We start from the raw sequence: 19,197 nt of genomic DNA, 5'->3' as shown, positions 1-19,197 counted from the left end.
TTTGCCGTAAAAATAGCTTTTAGATCACCCTTTGCAAGCAATAAGAAAAAATTAAAATTTCGTTCAGATTCTCCTTCAGCACAGAAAATTTATTGTATGATATTATCATTCCAGCTTGAGGAAAAAATCGCTTAGTAACAAGTTATAATCTTTAGTGTGGCATTTAAAAGACTCATAAATATAAAAGTGTCTTTCTATCAGATCTAACTTTTGCTTGCCCAGCGAAAGCATTACTCTAAATGGGGGCTTGCTTTCGTCTGAATGAATGTAAACCCTTTCGGATAAAATCAATCCAATGTCCAATCCCATTTTCACAACCTTTTCTGCCTGCGCTAGCGGGAGAATTAACCACAAGCTTCCTGTTTCCGCCAATATCGACGCTGATTTACGAATTAATGTGCTGAAGAAGCTGTCGCTTGTGTGCCGGGCAATCCCCTTCCGGTCTTCCCCACTCCGCAAATCGTTTACAAAGAACGGCGGGTTAGAAACGATTAGGTCGTAAATTTTATCCGTTTGAAAATCTTCAAAAGCAGTGTTGTGAACGGTAATTTTACTGGCAAACTTCGAATTTCTGGCATTACCTGCGGCAGTTTCACTGGCCTGAAAATCAATTTCAACAGCATCAATGTCTGCTTCATTAAACCGTTGGGCAAGCATAAGGGCAATTACACCTGTACCTGTTCCGATGTCTAAAATATGTTTAGTCTGTTTGTTTGTGGCGGTAGCAGCGAGCAGCACACCGTCAGTATTGATCTTCATTGCACAACCAGCCTGGTTCACATCAAACTGTTTGAACTTAAATATCAGCTTGTCGTTACTCATTTACAAAGTTTATTAAAAAAAGTTTCCACATTACAAATTGAAAATAAAACACTGACAAACAGGAACTTAAAAAATCGATAGCTATCGCTATAAAGGCTGTTAATAACTTTAACAAACGTTTGTTTTAAAAAAAGCTGTACATGCCCTATGTTTGTTAAAGCAATTTGAATGAACCGCGTTTATACCGGACTTTGAGTTGTTAAAACAAACCATACTCGATCGGTATCTAAGTAGCCAACAACCAAATTGTTGGCTATTTTGTTTAGGCTCATTTTTCGTAAAGTTCCAATGGTAAGCCATCAGGATCCGTAAAAAATGTAAACCTCTTGCCTGTAATTTCGTCGACCCTAATGGCTTCGGTTTCAACACCTTCTTTGTTGAGATTTTGAATTTCCAGTTCGATATCATCCACCTCAAAAGCGAGGTGACGCAATCCCCTTGCCTCTGGTTGAGAAGGCCTTGCCGGTGGATTTTCGAAAGAAAAAAGTTCAATTTGATACAAATCATTTATGGCTAAATCTAACTTGTACGATTTCCGCTCGGAGCGGTAAATTTCATTCAATATTTTAAATCGTAATTTGTTAACATAAAACGCTTTAGATTTCTCGTAATCGGAACAAATAATTGCGATGTGATGGATGCGGTTAAACATTAATTAGTGAATTTGTTGGTGATTAACGGTTCTAATATGGCAAAGTTGCATAAAATAGCCAAGGTTTTACGCCTGAAATCCGTCATTTAAAATTTCTTTACTGGGTTCTGGCGCCAGGAAAAAATTACATTATCCTCTCAAAATTCTGCTTTTCAGTTAACCATTCCTTCACGCATTAAATTAAAAAAACCTAAATTTGCAACTTCAAAAAAAAAGCATGATTCATTTCTTCAAAAGTCAATCCGATGCGGTTTTTGTTTTACAAACAGACCAATCCCTATCAGCAAATGATACTACCAAGTTAGAATGGTTATTCGGCGGTGCCAAAATACAAAATGAAACTGCCCTGAGCGGTTTTTTTGTTGGTCCACGAGCTGCCATGATTACGCCCTGGAGTACTAATGCTGTAGAAATTACCCAAAACATGGACATCCATGGCATCATTCGAATTGAAGAATTTAAGGAAGTTACAGCAGATTTTTCAGATTACGACCCAATGCTTTCACAGAAGTATGATGGTTTAACCCAGGAAATCTACACGATAAATATCAAACCAGAACCAATCCTGGAAATTTGGGACATTGCAGCTTATAACAAGCAGGAAGGCTTATCTTTAAGTGATGAGGAGGTTGATTATTTAAACGCCCTTGCAAACCGGCTAGAAAGACCTTTAACAGATTCAGAGGTTTTTGGTTTCTCTCAGGTAAATTCTGAACATTGCAGGCATAAAATTTTTAACGGCACCTTTGTAATTGATGGCGTAGAACAGCACACTTCGCTGTTTAAGTTAATCAGGAAAACATCTGAGGCAAATCCGAATGATATCGTATCGGCCTATAAAGATAATGTTGCATTTATTAAAGGACCTGTGGTTCAGCAATTTGCACCAAAGCGTGCCGATGAGCCGGATTATTACGCAACAAGCGATTTTGAATCTGTTATTTCGCTCAAGGCAGAAACCCATAATTTCCCGACTACTGTAGAGCCTTTTAATGGCGCAGCAACAGGTTCGGGCGGCGAAATCAGAGATAGATTGGCTGGCGGACAAGGCTCTTTACCTCTAGCTGGAACTGCCGTTTACATGACGGCACTATCTCGCCTTGAAGAAGGACGTGAATGGGAAACGGGCGTTGAGGAAAGGAAATGGTTGTATCAAACGCCAATGGATATCCTCATTAAAGCATCAAACGGCGCTACCGATTTTGGAAATAAGTTCGGACAACCGCTTATTGCCGGTTCAGTTTTAACGTTTGAACATGAAGAAAACGATCGGAAATTAGGTTTCGACAAAGTGATTATGCTTGCCGGCGGTATAGGTTACGGCAAAGCAAGCCAGGCTAAAAAGCAAAAGCCGCAAGAAGGCGATAACATCGTGGTTCTTGGCGGCGAAAATTATAGGATTGGTATGGGCGGCGCCGCAGTTTCCTCTGCCGATACAGGCGAGCATGGCTCCGGAATTGAATTGAATGCAATTCAACGCTCTAACCCGGAGATGCAAAAGAGAGCGGCGAATGCGGTGCGGGGAATGGTAGAAAGCGATCATAATACCATCGTTTCTATTCACGATCATGGCGCTGGTGGCCATTTAAATTGCCTGTCAGAACTGGTTGAAGAAACAGGAGGCTTAATTGATCTCGATAAATTACCAGTGGGCGACCCTACCCTTTCAGCAAAAGAAATTATCGGAAACGAATCGCAGGAACGCATGGGATTGGTTATTGGTAACGAACATATCGAAACGCTACAAAAAATTGCAGATCGTGAACGCTCACCAATGTATACGGTTGGTAAGGTTACCGGCAACCACGGTTTTACTTTTCAATCTTCAACCAGCGGAATTAAACCAATGGATTTGGGACTGAAAGATATGTTCGGAAGTTCTCCAAAAGTAATTATGGAAGATAAAAAACTCGACAGAAAATACGAGGCTTTATCTTATCAAAAAGAAAAATTCGACGATTATTTGCAACAGGTGCTACAACTGGAGGCAGTGGCATCAAAAGATTGGTTGACCAATAAAGTAGACCGTTGCGTGGGTGGCCGGGTTGCCAAACAACAAACCGCTGGTCCGCTGCAATTGCCATTAAACAACTGTGGCGTAATGGCTTTAGATTTTCAGGGTAAGGAAGGTATCGCTACTTCGGTTGGGCATGCTCCGGTTTCAGCGCTGGTAGATCCTGCCGCCGGAAGTAGAATTGCCATCGCCGAATCGTTATCTAACATCGTTTGGGCACCACTTAAAGATGGTTTAAGAAGTGTTTCACTCTCTGCAAACTGGATGTGGGCTTGCAAAAACGAGGGTGAAGATGCGAGATTATACGAAGCGGTTAAGGCTTGTTCTGATTTCGCCATCGATTTAGGAATAAATATCCCAACGGGAAAAGATTCTTTATCGATGAAGCAAAAATATAAAGATGGCGACGTTATTGCGCCCGGTACGGTCATAATTTCTGCCGGCGGCAACTGCGATGACATTACGAAAGTGGTAGAACCTGTGCTTCAAAAAGATGGAGGTTCAATCTATTACATCAACCTTTCTAACGATAATTATAAGTTAGGTGGCTCATCATTTGCACAGGTTTTGAAAAAAATAGGCTCAGATACGCCAGATGTGAAAGATGCAGCTAAATTTAAAAATGCATTTAACACCGTTCAACAGCTTATAAAAGAAAGTAAAATTCAGGCAGGGCACGACATTGGTAGCGGTGGTTTGATTACAACATTACTGGAAATGTGTTTCGCCGACCAGGAATTAGGTGCAATTTTAGATTTATCCGTTCTGGGAGAGCAAGACAGTATTAAATTACTTTTTGCCGAAAACATTGCCCTGGTTTTTCAGGCTGATGAAAGTGTAGAAGCTACGCTTTCTGCGAACGCTGTAGAATTTTTTAAAATTGGAGAGGTGTCTTCGAAACCAACATTGCAGGTTGTAAATGCTGCTGACAGTTTCAGTTTCGATATTGAGGAATTACGCGATGTCTGGTTTAAAACATCGTACCTGCTGGATAAAAAACAAAGCGGAGCTGTTAAAGCAAAAGAACGTTTTGATAACTATAAAAACCAGCCTTTAAAGTACAGCTTTCCAACTCAGTTTGACGGAAAGAGACCGGCAATTGATAACACCAAAGCAAAACCAAAAGCTGCTGTTATTCGCGAAAAAGGCAGTAACTCTGAACGCGAACTTGCAAATGCAATGTTTCTTGCCGGCTTCGATGTTAAAGATGTTCACATGACGGATTTAATTTCGGGCAGGGAAACGCTCGAAGATATCCAGTTTATCGGAGCTGTTGGTGGCTTCTCAAACTCAGATGTTTTAGGTTCTGCAAAAGGTTGGGCCGGAGCATTTATGTATAATGAAAAGGCAAAAATTGCATTAGAAAAATTCTTTGCCCGTCCGGATACGCTTTCTGTAGGTGTGTGTAACGGGTGCCAATTGTTTGTTGAACTCGGTTTGATTAACAAAGAACATGAAGAAAAACCTAAAATGCTACATAACGAAAGTCATAAGCACGAGAGTATCTTCACTTCTTTAACGGTAGCCGAAAATAATTCTGTAATGCTGTCTACTTTAGCAGGAAGCACTTTAGGGGTTTGGGTTTCGCATGGCGAAGGTAGATTTAGTCTGCCGTACGCTGAAGATAAGTATAGCATTGTAGCAAAATATGCTTACGAGAATTATCCTGCCAGTCCGAATGGCTCTGATTACAATACGGCGATGATGTGTGATGCAACCGGCCGCCATTTGGTGATGATGCCTCACATAGAGCGTTCCTTATTTCAGTGGCATTGGGCGAATTATCCAAAAGGACGCAAAGATGAAGTTTCCCCATGGATGGAAGCATTTGTAAATGCCAGAAAATGGGTTGAAAATCAATAAAATAAAAAAATGGATGATGCATTTAGCATCATCCATTTTTTTTGCTTCGTTATTTGCCTTGAATTCCACGAAAATCATGTTCAACAAATCTCCGCAACCGAACAAACAACGAGTTTAAAGTATTTATCATTCTGCTGCGCTACAAATTTGAGTATGTCGATTTAATTTCATGTCTCTTAAACACGCTCCCATCAAAGTATACCTTTACATTAAATTAAAATTAATTGGCATATTGTACCTTACCCTAACCGGAACGCCTTTGTTTTTTCCTGCTTTCCATAATGGTGATTTCTTGATTACTTTAACAGCTTCTTCATCGCAACCAAAACCAATTCCTTTTATAACCTGAACATCGGTTATCGAACCGTCTTTTTCTACAACGAAGCTGATGAATACTTTGCCCTGAATATTCGCTTCCTGAGCCTGGTAAGGATACTTTAAGTTACGCTCCATATATTTTGCCCAGGCCTTCATGCCACCGGTAAACTCAGGATATTCATCAACGCCACCGGGAATATAAATTTCGGTATCGGCCTTATTGCCATCTCCTTCCTTACTCAAGCCCTCAGTATTTCCGTTTCCAGTATTCGTATTCGTCACTAAGTTGGGTTTAATTTCGCCGTCTTGTGTTTTATTGCTCACAACGGCGTTTTCAATCTCTTTTATCGTTGGTGGTTCTGGCAAATCAACCCTATCTACAACCACAACGTTTGATGGTACCGCAACTGTTTTAACTTTTACGGGCTCAGCCTTTTTGGGTTCCACTTTTTTTTCTGGCTCGGGTTTTTTCATGCTGTGAATAACATCATCGAGAACGATTGTCTTGGTTATCGGTGTCTGAGTAATTTCGGACGGGAAGAGCTTATTGTAAGCCATCGGACCAACAAAAAATAAAATGAAGGCACTACTGGCAATCAGCAGTGATTTAGTTATAATCGACGATGATTGCGACCTAAGCACATAGGCACCGTAACTTTTGTTTCTGCCTGCAAATACAATATCGAGCCACTCGATCTTGTATACGTTAATTAATGAGTTGAACATAGTTTTTGAGTTTATAGCATGATGTGATACCAACATCAATTCCATAAAAATTAAAAAATCTCCATTTTTTATGAAAATTGAAAAATTTAATCTCGAAAACATTTTTTTATTTCATTTTCTATAAATTTTAATTATTTCACCGAAATGTTTCATAAAAATTAATAAAATATAGTATTTTTGACAAAAAACATAACAAATTAATGAAAAGCTTAAGAACCATCGCATTAAAAGAGGCTCAAAACAGAATTTCACCAGAAGTTAAATCACCATCAGCAAAAATTTCTGACTTTTTTGGCTCTAATGTATTTGATAAGAGAAAAATGAGAGATTTCTTATCTAAAGACGTGTATGAGAAATTAATATCATCCATCAACCAAGGTGAATTAATTAATACTGATGATGCCAACCAAATTGCAACAGCTATGAAAGCATGGGCAATGAGCGCAGGCGCAACGCATTATACACACTGGTTCCAGCCTTTAACAGGAACAACTGCAGAAAAGCACGATTCATTTTTTGAGCCTAGCGGCGACGGTGCAATCGAAAAATTTGCAGGCAGCGCATTGGTTCAACAAGAGCCAGATGCTTCTAGTTTCCCTAATGGTGGCATTCGTAATACCTTCGAAGCTCGTGGTTACACCGCCTGGGATCCTTCTTCGCCTGCATTTATAATGGAAAGCAAAGCAGGTAAAACACTTTGTATCCCTACAGTTTTCGTATCATATACAGGAGAAGCCCTGGATTATAAAGCACCATTGTTAAAAGCATTGGCTGCGCTTGATAAAGCTGCTGTTGATGTTTGTCAATATTTTGATAAAAGCATCACTAAAGTAAACGCTTCATTAGGTATCGAGCAGGAATATTTTCTGGTTGATGAATCCTTATTTAATGCTCGTCCGGATTTATTGTTAACTGGACGTACCTTATTCGGACATATGTCTGCCAAAGGCCAGCAATTAGAAGATCATTATTTCGGTTCTATTCCTGAACGTGTTTTCACTTACATGGTAGATTTTGAGAATGAAGCTTTAAAATTAGGTATTCCATTAAAAACCCGTCACAACGAGGTTGCTCCTTCTCAATTCGAGTGTGCGCCTATTTACGAAGAAATCAACCTGGCAATCGATCACAATCAATTATTGATGGATTTGATGGAAAAAGTTGCACGTCGTCATCATTTCCGTGTATTGCTACACGAGAAACCTTACGCAGGCATAAACGGTTCTGGAAAACACAATAACTGGTCGTTAATTACTGATACTGGTAAAAATTTATTAGCGCCGGGCAAAACACCAAAAAATAACTTAATGTTCCTTGCTTTCTTTGTTAACACCATTAAAGCGGTTAGCGAACATGCAGACTTATTGCGTGCCAGTATTGCATCAGTAAGCAATGATCATCGTTTAGGTGCTAACGAGGCGCCGCCAGCAATCATTTCAATTTTCTTAGGCTCTCAGTTAAATGATGTATTAGACGAAATTGAGCACTCACGCATCAGCAAAAAAATTAAAGAAGACAATGCATTGTGGTTAGGTATTCCTAAAATTCCTCAAATTTTATTAGATAATACCGACCGTAACCGTACTTCTCCTTTCGCCTTTACAGGTAATAAATTTGAGTTAAGGGCTGTAGGTTCTTCAGCTAACTCATCTGCACCAATGACTATCCTGAACGCAATTATGGCCGAGCAGTTAGTTAAATTTAAGGTAGAAGTAGATAAACTGATTAAAAAAGGTGATAAAAAAGACATCGCTTTACTAACTGTAATCAAAAAATACATTAAAGAATCTAAATCAATTCGTTTCGAAGGCAACGGTTATAGTCAGGAGTGGGAAGATGAGGCAGCAGCACGCGGTTTATCAAACATTAAAACTACGCCTAAAGCTTTAGATGCTTACTTAACAGAAAAATCTGCAGATTTATTTAACACAACAGGTATCTACAGCAAACGTGAAATTCATGCCCGCCATGAAATTATGCTGGAAAACTTCTACAAAAAACTTCAGATTGAGGCTCGTGTAATGGGCGAAGTTGCAAATACTGCAATTATTCCTGCCGCAATCGCTTATCAGAATTCGTTAATTGCAAATGTTAAAGGCCTAAAAGAAATTGGCATTGAGAATAAAGTTTCTTTAGACATTGTTAAGAAAGTTTCTGAACACCTTGAAATTGTTAAGTCAAATATCGACGCGATGTTGGAAGAACGTAAAGTGACCAACAAAATTGAAGACACTCGTGAGAAAGCTATCGCTTATGATGAGAAAGTTAAAACGTATTTCGAAGTTATCCGTTACCATGCCGATAAATTAGAGCAAATCGTTGATGATAGCGTTTGGCCTTTACCAAAATTCAGAGAGTTATTATTTTTAAAATAACATTTAACCCTTAAGGGTTAAGTACAGGGCGTAAAGTTTACACTTTACGCCCTTTTTTTTATCATGATTTAAGGATTCTACCTCTTGGATTTGTTTGGCGCTCTGAAATGTGAACTAGCCCGGATTACTAACGAGCTCAGTTGTCGCATATCTTTTAGCTTTCTAAATAGTTTTTTTCTTCCTGCGAAAACCTTTTACCTTTTACCTTCTACCTTTTACCTCTATTCACTATCTTTGCGCCAACATGAGTGATAACAGGTACAATCAACGTGGCGTTTCTGCCTCAAAGGAAGATGTGCACAATGCCATCCAAAACATCGACAAAGGAATTTTTCCAAAAGCATTCTGCAAAATAATTCCTGACATTCTGGGCGGTGATGAAGCATATTGTAACATCATGCACGCCGATGGCGCAGGTACAAAATCGTCTTTAGCTTATGTTTACTGGAAAGAAACTAACGATATTTCAGTTTGGAAAGGCATCGCACAAGATGCTATCATCATGAACATTGACGATTTAATCTGCGTTGGTGCAACAGACAATATACTGCTGTCATCAACCATCGGTCGTAATAAAAATCTTATTCCTGGCGAAGTAATTGGCGCAGTAATTAACGGCACCGAGGAAATTTTAACCGACTTACGCGAACAAGGAATTTCAATTTTTTCTACGGGTGGAGAAACTGCAGATGTTGGCGACCTTGTAAGAACCATAATCGTTGATTCGACGGTTACATGCCGTATGAAACGCTCAGACGTTATTAGTAACGATAACATCAAACCAGGGAATGTTATAGTAGGCCTGGCCTCATATGGACAGGCAACTTACGAAACGGAATACAACGGTGGCATGGGCTCTAACGGACTCACATCTGCCCGTCACGATGTTTTTAATAAAAACGTGGCGAACACTTTCCCGGAGAGTTTCGACCCGGCTGTTCCTCTCGATTTAGTTTTTTCTGGAAATAAAAGCCTTACTGATGAGATAGAAGTTGATGGTTTCGGCAAAATTACAGCTGGCAAATTGGTCTTATCGCCTACCCGCACTTATGCCCCGGTTATTAAAAAAATACTTGAGGCTCATCGCAATCAAATTGATGGACTTGTACATTGTAGTGGAGGTGCACAAACTAAAGTGTTGCATTTTGTTAACGATGATGTCCACGTTATAAAAGATAATTTATTTCCTGTGCCACCCTTATTTGCGTTGATACAGGAAGAATCCGGAACAGATTGGCAAGAAATGTACAAGGTATTTAATATGGGCCATAGAATGGAGCTGTACGTGCCACAGGAAATTGCCCAAAATATAATTGAGATTTCAAAAAGCTTCAATATTGATGCGCAAATTATTGGCCATGTAGAAAAGAGCGACAAAAAACAAGTTACAATAGAGAGCGAAAAAGGAACTTTCATATATAACTAGTTATCAGTTAAAATAAAAAAATCCTTACAGAGTTAATCTGTAAGGATTTTTTTATGCCCTTTCTACAAATTTGTGAAAAGTGCTTTCTTCGCCATCTGCCTTTTTATCCTGGTATAGGAAATCCAGCTTATTCTTATCAAACGTTTCAAAAAAGGTATCCCAATCCGTTTCTTTTAAATCAGATTTACTATCACTGTGTTTAGGGAAGTGGATTCTTAAAACACCACCGCCGCCTTTTTCCGTATCTGCCACAACGGACGGTACGCCACCATGTTTTTCCGCCCATGCTTTTATTTCAGCATGGTCATGAGTTTGCTTTGAACTGCTCATCGAATTAGAATTTAGTTATTAAAAAAGATTGTCTAATTATATAATCGTTAAGAACAGAAAAGGTTTTAAGAAAATTTGAGGCATAAAAAAAGTCCCGATTTACATCGGGACTCTTTATTATTCTAAGACTTCAGAATTAATTAAAGTTATAACGAACACCAAACTGCATGTAGTAAGTTGATGAAATTGTTTGCGAAGTACCGAAAGTATCTCTTACAATGTCACCTTGTGCTGCACCCAAAATAAATGTTGGTTTTGTTGTTCCGTTGATTTGCGCTGGATTTTGAGGTACCAAAATTGAAGCGTTATTCACGAAGTTTACGTTACCCCATTTACGGTTTAGCAAGTTACCTACGTTGAAAATATCAGCAGTGAACTCAAAACTATTTTTGGTTTTACCGAAGTTTTTAAACACCTGTTGTGTAATTCTTAAATCGAATTGATTTCTCCAAGGAGATTTTGCTGCATTACGCTCTGCATACTCACCTCTGTGTTTACTTAAATAAGGATCTTGAGAAATGTAAGCGTCAAAAATAGAAGCTTGTTCAGCAGCTGTATACGATCTTGGATATGCTCTTGTTGTAACCACACCAGCAGCGTTGGTAGAAGTTACCAAGTTTGTAGGAACAGCGACAAAATTCATTTCCGAAGCGTCTCTTGGAATATAAATTAAATCGTTTCCGTTAACACCGTCTCTGTTATAATCAGCTCCATAAACGTAAGAATATCTACCTTGCTGAGAACCTTCATAAAATAATGAAATAGAGGTTGAAAGGTTTTTCAAATATTCTTTTCTATAAGAAATGTTTGCAATGATACGATCAGGGTTTAAGTTTTGAGAATAACTTAAGGTTGGTGTATTTGGATTTGTAGACGTAGCTGGGATTGACCATAAGTTACCTAATTGATCTCCTGCTCCATCACCATAGTTACGTTGGTCAGAACGGGTGTAAGCAATCATTGCAGCAATACCGTTTGAGAATTGTTTTGTTAACTGTGCAGTTGCTTGCCAGTTATAACCACCCTTTGCATTAGTCATTTCAGTAACGTTTAAAGTAGAAGTTGCATTTGCTACTGGTAATCCAGCAGAGTTGATGTCAACTACTTGTCTTCCGGCAACTGAATTTGGATATAAAGGTCTGTTATCCGGGAAACCCGCGATATTAGTTACAGTTGGGTCAACTAAGTTGATGTTTCTGGCAACAGCTACATTCAAATCTTTACCGTAAATACCTTCTAACGTTCCCACGATACCGAATGGCAATTTAACATCAAATGCTAAACTTGATTTCCATGTTTGAGGAAACTTTAAATCAGGAGACATTACACTAATTGTTCCCGGGATACTAGTACCTGCAGCTGGTTTAGTTGCAGTAAGTAAGTTAGGCGCAATGCTTGGATTAAATGATGGAACAGTTCCGCCGTTAGCGCTAGAATAAGTTTGTAAATACTGTAATAAACCAGCATCACTAGATTGTGAAACGATCCATACAAATGGCACGCGACCAGTAAAAATACCCGATCCACCGCGAACTTGTAACGAACGATCTCCGTTTACATCCCAGTTAAAACCAAACCTTGGAGAATAAGAAATTCTATTCTCTGGCAATACGCCGGTATCCACTTTTCTACCTTCTGCAAATGTTTGTGCAGCTACTAGTGGATGTGTTAAAATACCCGGTGAGTTAGGATACGTTGCTTGTTCGAAACGGATACCCGCAGTTAACTTCAAACGATCAGTTACAGTAAACTCATCCTGTAAATATGCTGAATACTGAGCAAACTTAAAACTTGGAAAAGCTTGAGAACCATCAGCAGTTAAAGGATAAGTTACTGAATATTGAAGTGGTTTTGCATTATTTTTGAAATCATCCCATGATCTGAAAGTGTAAAAACCGGTTCCGAAACGTTGGAATCCATTGGTTGTTGTACTTAACTCTGCCTGCAAGCCTAAAGTAATGTTGTGTTTACCTAATGCTAAACTTAAATCATCACTATAAGTGTAACCTTTAACATCTCTCAGGTTACCATAAGTGAATGGCTCATAACCGAAAGTAGTTAGTACGTTACCAGCATTTGCAGAAGTTGCAGTCTGTGTACCATCTAATATATCAACTAACGGAAATGGTGCACTATCAGAATTTCTTGGGTCATTCTGGTGTGAATAAGTAACACGGGCTACGTTAGTAACCTTACTGCCAAAATTCGAGTTTAACTCGGCTACTGCAGAGTATAAGTTAGCGGCCTGGTAATAGTTAGAATTGAAGAAAGGCAAACCAGCGTTATTAGCTGTTCCAGATCTTGAATTGTTGTAAGCTAAAGTACCGGTTACCCCAGAGTTAGTTACAGAAGTACTTGCCGATGAAGGGCTTTGACTTTCTACCTGGTTGTAACGAACGCTGAAACGGTGGTTTTTAGAAATATTCCAGTCTAAACGAGCAAACATTTTCTCGTTATCGCTAACATTTGAATAGCCCTGGTACGGACCAGTAGCGTATCCATAATTGTTTAATAAATACGAAGAGATTTCGTTTAAAAGAGATGCAGGTGCTTGAACAACAGTATTTGGCGAACCTGGTGCACCATAAGTTAAGCCCGGAGTTGAAGCAATTCTAGTAGTTCCTGGCTGAATGGTGTGTTTCTTCTCGTAATTAACAAAAAAGAACAATTTATCTTTGATGATTGGACCACCTAAACTGAAGCCGTAATTTTTTTCATCTAATTTTTGAATTGCACTCGCAGGAATTCTATAAGTTTCGCCAATTCTTCTACCTTGATTTTCTTCACCACGCATAGTATAAAATGCGTTACCCTGAAAAGTGTTAGTACCAGAACGTGTTACCGCACTAACAGAACCACCAGTAAAACCTGTTTGACGAACATCGTACGGAGTAACATTGATTGAGATTTGCTCTAACGCATCAATTGAAATTGGAGAACCGCCGGCAGGGATGTTCTGGCCAATACCAAATTGGTTGTTAAAGTTAGCGCCATCCACTGTAAAGTTATTCGAACGGTAATTACCACCACCGATAGATTGACCATTAGCTTGCGGAGTTAAACGGGTTAAATCGTTTACACTACGTGTAATGGTTGGTAGTGATTGAATTTGTTGTCTGGCAATTACGGTAGAAGTTCCGTTTTTGTTTGAATTTAAAATACTGTTAGCACTTTGACCAACAATTTTTACTTCTGATAAAGTTGAGCTGTTGTCTATTAAAGTAACGTTAACAACATAAGGCTCACCTATTTTTAAATAAACATCAGTTAATTTTGACGGTTTAAAACCAACAAAACTCACTTCAATGGTGTAAGGACCACCAACCCGCATTGCACCAATTGTAAAACGACCATCGTTGTTCGTAGATACGGTGTAAACTGTTCCGGTAGGTGTGTGCGTTGCTTTAATGCTCGCACCAGGAAGCGTTCCTTTGTCATCCTTAATGGTTCCTGTCATAGACGATGTAGTAACCTGCGCATTAACACTAAAGGTAAGGCCTACAACAGCCACAATAACAAGTACTAATCTTAAAAGTAAAGATTTCTTCATACTTTGATTTTTAAATTTGTTTTTTTGTTTGAATAATAAATCGGGAAAGATTTTATGGCGCAAATGTACTTATTAATTTTTAACACATTTTAACATCCAATGTTAAATAATTATTAAATCGAGCAAAACTTTTCAACAATTAACATCCAATTTAATGGCCTTAACTTTCAGTTTATCAACAGCTTGATCGTTTCTATAAATTTTCAGCAAAAAACGCTCATTTCGCCTGTAAATAATTCATATAAAAACGCAGGAATTTAAAAATTCAAAAATTTACAGCGCAAAATCGTCTGATTTTGGGTTATCTCACATCATCTTAGGGCTTAATCAATAATAAAATACTTTACTAATTACCATTCCTAACAGACTTCATAATATTTAAAATCTGCGCTGATTGTAATTTTTGGCATTTTTACATTGTATCTTAATAATCACCAACCCAATTAACATTTTTTTTTTAGTTTTGGGGATTATAAAAACGCAAGTTTTAAAAAGTAATGCAGAGATACAATATCGATGCGAGGGAAATCTGATAACAGAGCCTTCTCCTCCCCGGAGATTACAGAAAGAAATAATAAAAGAAATCTCTTTAATATAGATATGAACTACGACGTTATTGTTTTAGGCAGCGGCCCAGGTGGCTATGTAGCTGCAATCAGAGCTTCACAATTAGGACTTAAAGTTGCAATTGTAGAGCGTGAATCATTAGGTGGTATTTGTTTAAACTGGGGTTGTATCCCTACTAAAGCACTTTTAAAGAGTGCTCAGGTTTTCGAATATATTAATCATGCAGCTGATTACGGAATTACAACTGCAGGCGCAACAGCCGATTTTGCTGCTGTTGTAAAACGTAGCCGTGGCGTTGCCGATGGCATGAGTAAAGGCGTTCAGTTTTTAATGAAGAAAAATAAAATTGACGTAATAATGGGCATCGGCAAATTAAAGCCGGGCAACAAGCTGGAGGTTAAGGGTGCTGATGGTTCTCAAAAAGAATTAACTGCAAAAAACATCATTATTGCAACTGGCGCCCGCTCAAGGGAGCTGCCTAATTTGAAGCAAGATGGTAAAAAAATAATTGGCTACCGCCAGGCAATGGTATTGCCAGAATTACCAAAAAGTATGGTTGTTGTCGGCTCAGGCGCCATTGGTGTCGAATTTGCATACTTCTACGCTACAATGGGAACTAAGGTAACTATTGTAGAATTTATGGAAAATGTTGTTCCGGTAGAAGATGAAGATGTTTCGAAACAATTGTTGCGCAGCTTAAAGAAAGTTGGCATCGACGTTCTGACTTCAGCATCGGTTGAGGCCGTTGATACAAGTGGCGCTGGCTGCAAAGTATCTATCAAAACTGCTTCAGGTATGCAAACTATCGAGGCTGATATCGTGCTTTCTGCTGCAGGCATTGTAGCAAACATCGAAAACATCGGTTTGGAAGAAACTGGCATCAAAACTGAAAAAGGTAAAATTGTTACAGATGAATTTTACAATACATCGGTAAAAGGATATTATGCAATTGGTGATGTAGTGGGCGGACAAGCACTGGCACACGTAGCGTCTGCCGAAGGCATTATCTGCGTAGAAAAAATTGCCGGTCAGCATGTTGAACCGTTAGATTATAACAACATTCCGGGCTGTACTTATTGCACACCAGAAATTGCTTCTGTAGGTTACACTGAAAAAGCAGCAAAAGCAGCTGGATACGAATTAAAAATTGGTAAGTTTCCGTTCTCTGCATCGGGAAAAGCGAGTGCTGCCGGTGCAAAAGATGGTTTTGTTAAGCTAATTTTCGATGCTAAATACGGCGAATTATTAGGTGCGCACATGATCGGAACAAATGTTACAGAAATGATCGCTGAAATTGTAGTAGCACGCAAGTTAGAAACAACCGGACATGAAATGATTAAATCTGTTCACCCGCACCCAACAATGAGCGAAGCCATTATGGAGGCCGCGGCCGATGCTTATGGTGAAGTGATACATTTATAAGATAAAGGGTTTATCATTAGGCCAAAGTTGAAATGAGGACCTAAAATAGACACGCCATCATTTACAAAACCCTTTAGTTAATTCTAAAGGGTTTTCTTATTTTTATCCGATTTCAACGTATAATTCTAACTAACTTAACACCTCTGCTGGGTAATATTCAATACGCAATAAGGCTACTCAAAAACAGATACTAAATATTAATAAATGAAACTTCACACCATAAATACAGGCTTCTTTAAACTTGACGGCGGTGCAATGTTTGGCGTTGTTCCAAAAGCGATTTGGCAAAAAACTAATCCGGCTGATGCCAATAACCTTTGTACCTGGGCCATGCGGTGCCTTTTAATTGAGGATGGAAACAAACTTACTTTGGTAGATACGGGAATTGGCAACAAACAGAACGAGAAATTTTTCAGTCATTATTATTTGCATGGCGATGATACAATCGCTAAATCGCTGTCGAACCTGGGTTTCAGCACCTCCGATATAACCGATGTATTTCTCACCCATTTGCATTTCGATCATGTTGGTGGCGCAGTAGTCAGAGATGGCGAACAACTCATTCCCGCTTTTAAAAATGCAACATACTGGAGTAATAAAAAGCACTGGAAATGGGCAGTAGAACCAAATGCCCGGGAAAAGGCATCATTTTTAAAAGAAAATATATTACCAATTGAAGAAAGCGGACAGCTAAAATTCATTGAAGAAAAAGAGAACATCGAGTGGCAGGAAAACATTAACATCAGCTTTGCTTATGGGCATACAGACGCGATGATGCTGCCCAAAATAAATTATAAAGGCAAAACCATTGTTTACATGGCTGATTTGCTCCCATCCGTAGGTCATTTACCACTCCCCTATGTTATGGCTTATGATATGTTTCCGTTAACAACATTGACCGAAAAAGAGGCTTTTCTGGAAGAAGCAGTAGATAAGAATTACATTTTGTACCTAGAACACGACCCAATGAATGAATGTTGCACTTTGCAACGGACCGAGAAAGGCATACGCGTTGCGGAAACATTTAGGTTAAGCGCAATTTAATGCTACGCAGAGCAACTCCGGAAGACGCTAAAGCCATTGCGCCGCTGATTATTCAGGCGATGGGAAAACTGGCGAATAAATTTAGCCGTACCAGCAATAGCAAAGAAACACTGGCACTTTTCGAAAAAGTTATAGCCGGGCGTAATAACCAGTATAGTTATGAGAACATTCTGGTTTTTGAAGAAAACGGTGAAATTTTAGGCTCGTTAAATGCTTATGACGGCGGGAGGCTTGGCGAGTTAAGGAAGAATTTTGTTGCTTATCTTCAAGCTGATGGCGATGATCAGAGTCTGCCGACAGAAGCGGAAACTGAACCGGGGGAATTTTATCTGGACACGATTAGTGTCGCTCCGGCGGCGCAGGGAAAGGGCATTGGCAAACAGCTAATTGATGGCGGAATTAAATGGGCTTCGGAACTTGGAATTGATAAAGCAGGCCTTTTAGTTGAAGTTGGGAACGAAAAGGCGCTAAAACTCTATCAAAAGAAAGAATTCAAAGTTCAAAAAAAGAAAGAATTCCTTGGCGAATTGTTTTATCATATGGTGTACCAAATCTCCCGGCGGTAGCGTAAAGCGCCTTAAATAAATTATTTACACTTTTATTTGTATTTAATCTAAATAATAGCAATTTTTGCAGTCGATGGACAAAGCATGTGTAGATATTAACGAACTGATTAACGTATTCTCAAATACTCAGGGTTCTATTTACCAATCTGATAAGCTTAATTGCTTTTACGTAGATTTCGGCGGAAAGTTTGCCCGTTATAATTGTATCTCTTTACAAAAGCTAAAAAAAGTTGTTGAAGGCATTGATATCGACGCCTTGCTTTTAAATACCAAAAGAGCAGATTTTGAACTGGTAACTTTTAATGGCTGCGACCACATCTATTTACTAAGTGCGCTAGAAATTATCGCTTTAAAAGATTTGCTTCAAGGTACCTTTACGATGTTTAAACTTAACCACATGGTTAACGATTGTTTGAACAGATTGGTGGTTTAGTAACTTCTCAGATTTTTTGGTTACACGAGTTTAGCACTCCCCTTCTTTTATTTAAACTCATTACAAAAACTTGCTTCAGAGCAATTTAGACTAATTTCATATTGTAAATATTCCACACAATATGCTTAATAAGGTGTTACATTTGTATCATTAGTTAAGCAAAAGAAATTATGAAAGATTTAATGCGTATAAAAAGTTTGATATCACAGGATATTGAAACACTTTTAAATCAGCAGATTAAGAAAGAGGCTCACTCTTCATCATTATATTTATCAATGTCATCCTGGTGCGACCAAAATGGTTTCGATTTTTCAGCAGATTATTTTGCAAAACAATCTGAAGAAGAAAGAGTACATCAGTTAAAGTTGTTTAAGTATGTTCTTGATATGGGCGGAAACGCAATATCGCCAGAAGTTATGGGCATCAAAACTGAATTTGCCGGTTTTAGAGAAGTTTTTGAGGATGCACTGGAAGCAGAAATTGCAATTACTCAAAGCTTTAAAAACATTTACGCAAGGTGCCAGAAAGAACAGGATTTTGTTACCATGGAATTTTTAAATTGGTTCTTGAAAGAGCAACGTGAAGAAGAATACAAGGCTCGCCGGGCACTAGAGTTATTTGAAGTAATTGGTGAAGAAGGCACAGGAAGATGGGAAATTGACAAACATGTTAATAAAATCTCCTATTCAGAACAATAATTTAGCAATATATATATTTAAAAAGCTACCTTGATTAAAATTAAGGTAGCTTTTTTTGTTTAATCTATTCCGAAAGTTAGTGCATCGCGACTTCGGCTTTCAAGAAATGCTTAAGCATTAAATTAATCTTCATCCTATGATGGATTAAAGTTAGTTCTAGTCAGACAAAACATCCCACAGTTATAATTTCATTCCATTTTAAATAAAAAAAGCTTCCTGTTAGGGAAGCTTTTGGTTTAGTTTGTTTGGTTTATGTTGATATTAATGTTGTGTTTAAAAGTCTTATAAAAAAAGCGCCGTTACCAGCGCTTTTTTTAAACCAAATATATAATAATAATTAACGAGCATTACAAATGTACAAACTTATTTGATATTTACAATAATAATTTAA

The 19,197-nt window shown here is 38.4% G+C and carries 13 protein-coding genes; 8 read left to right on the top strand and 5 right to left on the bottom strand.

Annotation, left to right across the window (positions count from 1 at the left end; translation table 11 throughout):
• Positions 1 to 105: 105 nt before the first annotated feature.
• Positions 106 to 822 (bottom strand): tRNA1(Val) (adenine(37)-N6)-methyltransferase, encoded by a 717-nt coding sequence (locus AC0IWT_RS02695; protein WP_471795878.1) that lies wholly within the window; start codon positions 820 to 822, stop codon positions 106 to 108.
• Positions 823 to 1,090: 268 nt separating this feature from the next.
• Positions 1,091 to 1,474 (bottom strand): SMU1112c/YaeR family gloxylase I-like metalloprotein, encoded by a 384-nt coding sequence (gene gloA2 / locus AC0IWT_RS02690; protein WP_471795877.1) that lies wholly within the window; start codon positions 1,472 to 1,474, stop codon positions 1,091 to 1,093.
• 217 nt (positions 1,475 to 1,691) lie between these two features.
• On the opposite strand from gloA2, the gene purL reads away from it, so the two are divergent.
• Entirely contained in the window at positions 1,692 to 5,351 is a 3,660-nt protein-coding gene (gene purL / locus AC0IWT_RS02685; RefSeq protein WP_471795876.1) for a phosphoribosylformylglycinamidine synthase, read from the top strand.
• A 204-nt stretch (positions 5,352 to 5,555) separates the two neighbouring features.
• On the opposite strand, the gene AC0IWT_RS02680 is transcribed toward purL, so the two are convergent.
• Complete coding sequence (locus AC0IWT_RS02680) at positions 5,556 to 6,395, bottom strand: energy transducer TonB (protein ID WP_471795875.1); 840 nt, start codon at positions 6,393 to 6,395, stop codon at positions 5,556 to 5,558.
• A gap of 200 nt (positions 6,396 to 6,595) precedes the next feature.
• Between AC0IWT_RS02680 and AC0IWT_RS02675 the strand changes: the two genes are divergently transcribed.
• Together AC0IWT_RS02675 and AC0IWT_RS02670 are read left to right on the top strand one after the other, a co-directional pair.
• The gene (locus AC0IWT_RS02675) at positions 6,596 to 8,770 is read left to right on the top strand and encodes a glutamine synthetase III family protein (protein WP_471795874.1); all 2,175 of its coding nucleotides are present in this window, start codon (positions 6,596 to 6,598) and stop codon (positions 8,768 to 8,770) included.
• Positions 8,771 to 9,014: 244 nt separating this feature from the next.
• Complete coding sequence (locus AC0IWT_RS02670) at positions 9,015 to 10,196, top strand: AIR synthase-related protein (protein ID WP_471795873.1); 1,182 nt, start codon at positions 9,015 to 9,017, stop codon at positions 10,194 to 10,196.
• Positions 10,197 to 10,247: 51 nt separating this feature from the next.
• Here AC0IWT_RS02670 and AC0IWT_RS02665 read toward each other — a convergent pair whose 3' ends face one another.
• Positions 10,248 to 10,526, bottom strand: a complete 279-nt coding sequence (locus AC0IWT_RS02665; protein ID WP_471795872.1) for a hypothetical protein — start codon at positions 10,524 to 10,526, stop codon at positions 10,248 to 10,250.
• Between the two features lie 136 nt (positions 10,527 to 10,662).
• On the bottom strand, positions 10,663 to 14,076 hold the full coding sequence (locus AC0IWT_RS02660; protein ID WP_471795871.1) for a TonB-dependent receptor: 3,414 nt from the start codon (positions 14,074 to 14,076) through the stop codon (positions 10,663 to 10,665).
• Between the two features lie 600 nt (positions 14,077 to 14,676).
• Between AC0IWT_RS02660 and lpdA the strand changes: the two genes are divergently transcribed.
• The 5 genes from lpdA (at position 14,677) to AC0IWT_RS02635 (ending at position 18,806) form a co-directional block, all read left to right on the top strand.
• Positions 14,677 to 16,065 (top strand): dihydrolipoyl dehydrogenase, encoded by a 1,389-nt coding sequence (lpdA, locus tag AC0IWT_RS02655; RefSeq protein WP_471795870.1) that lies wholly within the window; start codon positions 14,677 to 14,679, stop codon positions 16,063 to 16,065.
• A gap of 204 nt (positions 16,066 to 16,269) precedes the next feature.
• Positions 16,270 to 17,109: an MBL fold metallo-hydrolase gene (locus tag AC0IWT_RS02650; RefSeq protein ID WP_471795869.1), complete on the top strand. Its 840-nt coding sequence runs from the start codon at positions 16,270 to 16,272 to the stop codon at positions 17,107 to 17,109.
• Positions 17,109 to 17,675 carry a GNAT family N-acetyltransferase gene (locus AC0IWT_RS02645; protein ID WP_471795868.1) on the top strand — a complete coding sequence of 189 codons (567 nt, stop codon included), beginning with the start codon at positions 17,109 to 17,111 and terminating at the stop codon, positions 17,673 to 17,675. Before AC0IWT_RS02650 ends, AC0IWT_RS02645 begins: the two co-directional genes overlap by 1 nt.
• 73 nt (positions 17,676 to 17,748) lie before the next feature.
• Positions 17,749 to 18,108 carry a hypothetical protein gene (locus AC0IWT_RS02640; RefSeq protein ID WP_056872098.1) on the top strand — a complete coding sequence of 120 codons (360 nt, stop codon included), beginning with the start codon at positions 17,749 to 17,751 and terminating at the stop codon, positions 18,106 to 18,108.
• Positions 18,109 to 18,278: 170 nt separating this feature from the next.
• Entirely contained in the window at positions 18,279 to 18,806 is a 528-nt protein-coding gene (locus AC0IWT_RS02635; protein ID WP_056872097.1) for a ferritin, read from the top strand.
• Positions 18,807 to 19,197: the final 391 nt, after the last annotated feature.

The organism is Pedobacter sp. AC464 (assembly GCF_979253075.1).
The sequence above is the reverse complement of the archived record's forward strand: the minus strand, read 5'-3'. Positions and strand labels throughout refer to the sequence as shown.

Coding starts and splice junctions, on each gene's coding strand:
- AC0IWT_RS02665 (WP_471795872.1), bottom strand. CDS start 10,526: ATGAGCAGTTCAAAGCAAACTCATGACCATGCTGAAATAAAAGCATGG.
- lpdA (WP_471795870.1), top strand. CDS start 14,677: ATGAACTACGACGTTATTGTTTTAGGCAGCGGCCCAGGTGGCTATGTA.
- AC0IWT_RS02640 (WP_056872098.1), top strand. CDS start 17,749: ATGGACAAAGCATGTGTAGATATTAACGAACTGATTAACGTATTCTCA.
- AC0IWT_RS02695 (WP_471795878.1), bottom strand. CDS start 822: ATGAGTAACGACAAGCTGATATTTAAGTTCAAACAGTTTGATGTGAAC.
- AC0IWT_RS02660 (WP_471795871.1), bottom strand. CDS start 14,076: ATGAAGAAATCTTTACTTTTAAGATTAGTACTTGTTATTGTGGCTGTT.
- AC0IWT_RS02650 (WP_471795869.1), top strand. CDS start 16,270: ATGAAACTTCACACCATAAATACAGGCTTCTTTAAACTTGACGGCGGT.
- purL (WP_471795876.1), top strand. CDS start 1,692: ATGATTCATTTCTTCAAAAGTCAATCCGATGCGGTTTTTGTTTTACAA.
- AC0IWT_RS02680 (WP_471795875.1), bottom strand. CDS start 6,395: ATGTTCAACTCATTAATTAACGTATACAAGATCGAGTGGCTCGATATT.
- AC0IWT_RS02635 (WP_056872097.1), top strand. CDS start 18,279: ATGAAAGATTTAATGCGTATAAAAAGTTTGATATCACAGGATATTGAA.
- gloA2 (WP_471795877.1), bottom strand. CDS start 1,474: ATGTTTAACCGCATCCATCACATCGCAATTATTTGTTCCGATTACGAG.
- AC0IWT_RS02675 (WP_471795874.1), top strand. CDS start 6,596: ATGAAAAGCTTAAGAACCATCGCATTAAAAGAGGCTCAAAACAGAATT.
- AC0IWT_RS02645 (WP_471795868.1), top strand. CDS start 17,109: ATGCTACGCAGAGCAACTCCGGAAGACGCTAAAGCCATTGCGCCGCTG.
- AC0IWT_RS02670 (WP_471795873.1), top strand. CDS start 9,015: ATGAGTGATAACAGGTACAATCAACGTGGCGTTTCTGCCTCAAAGGAA.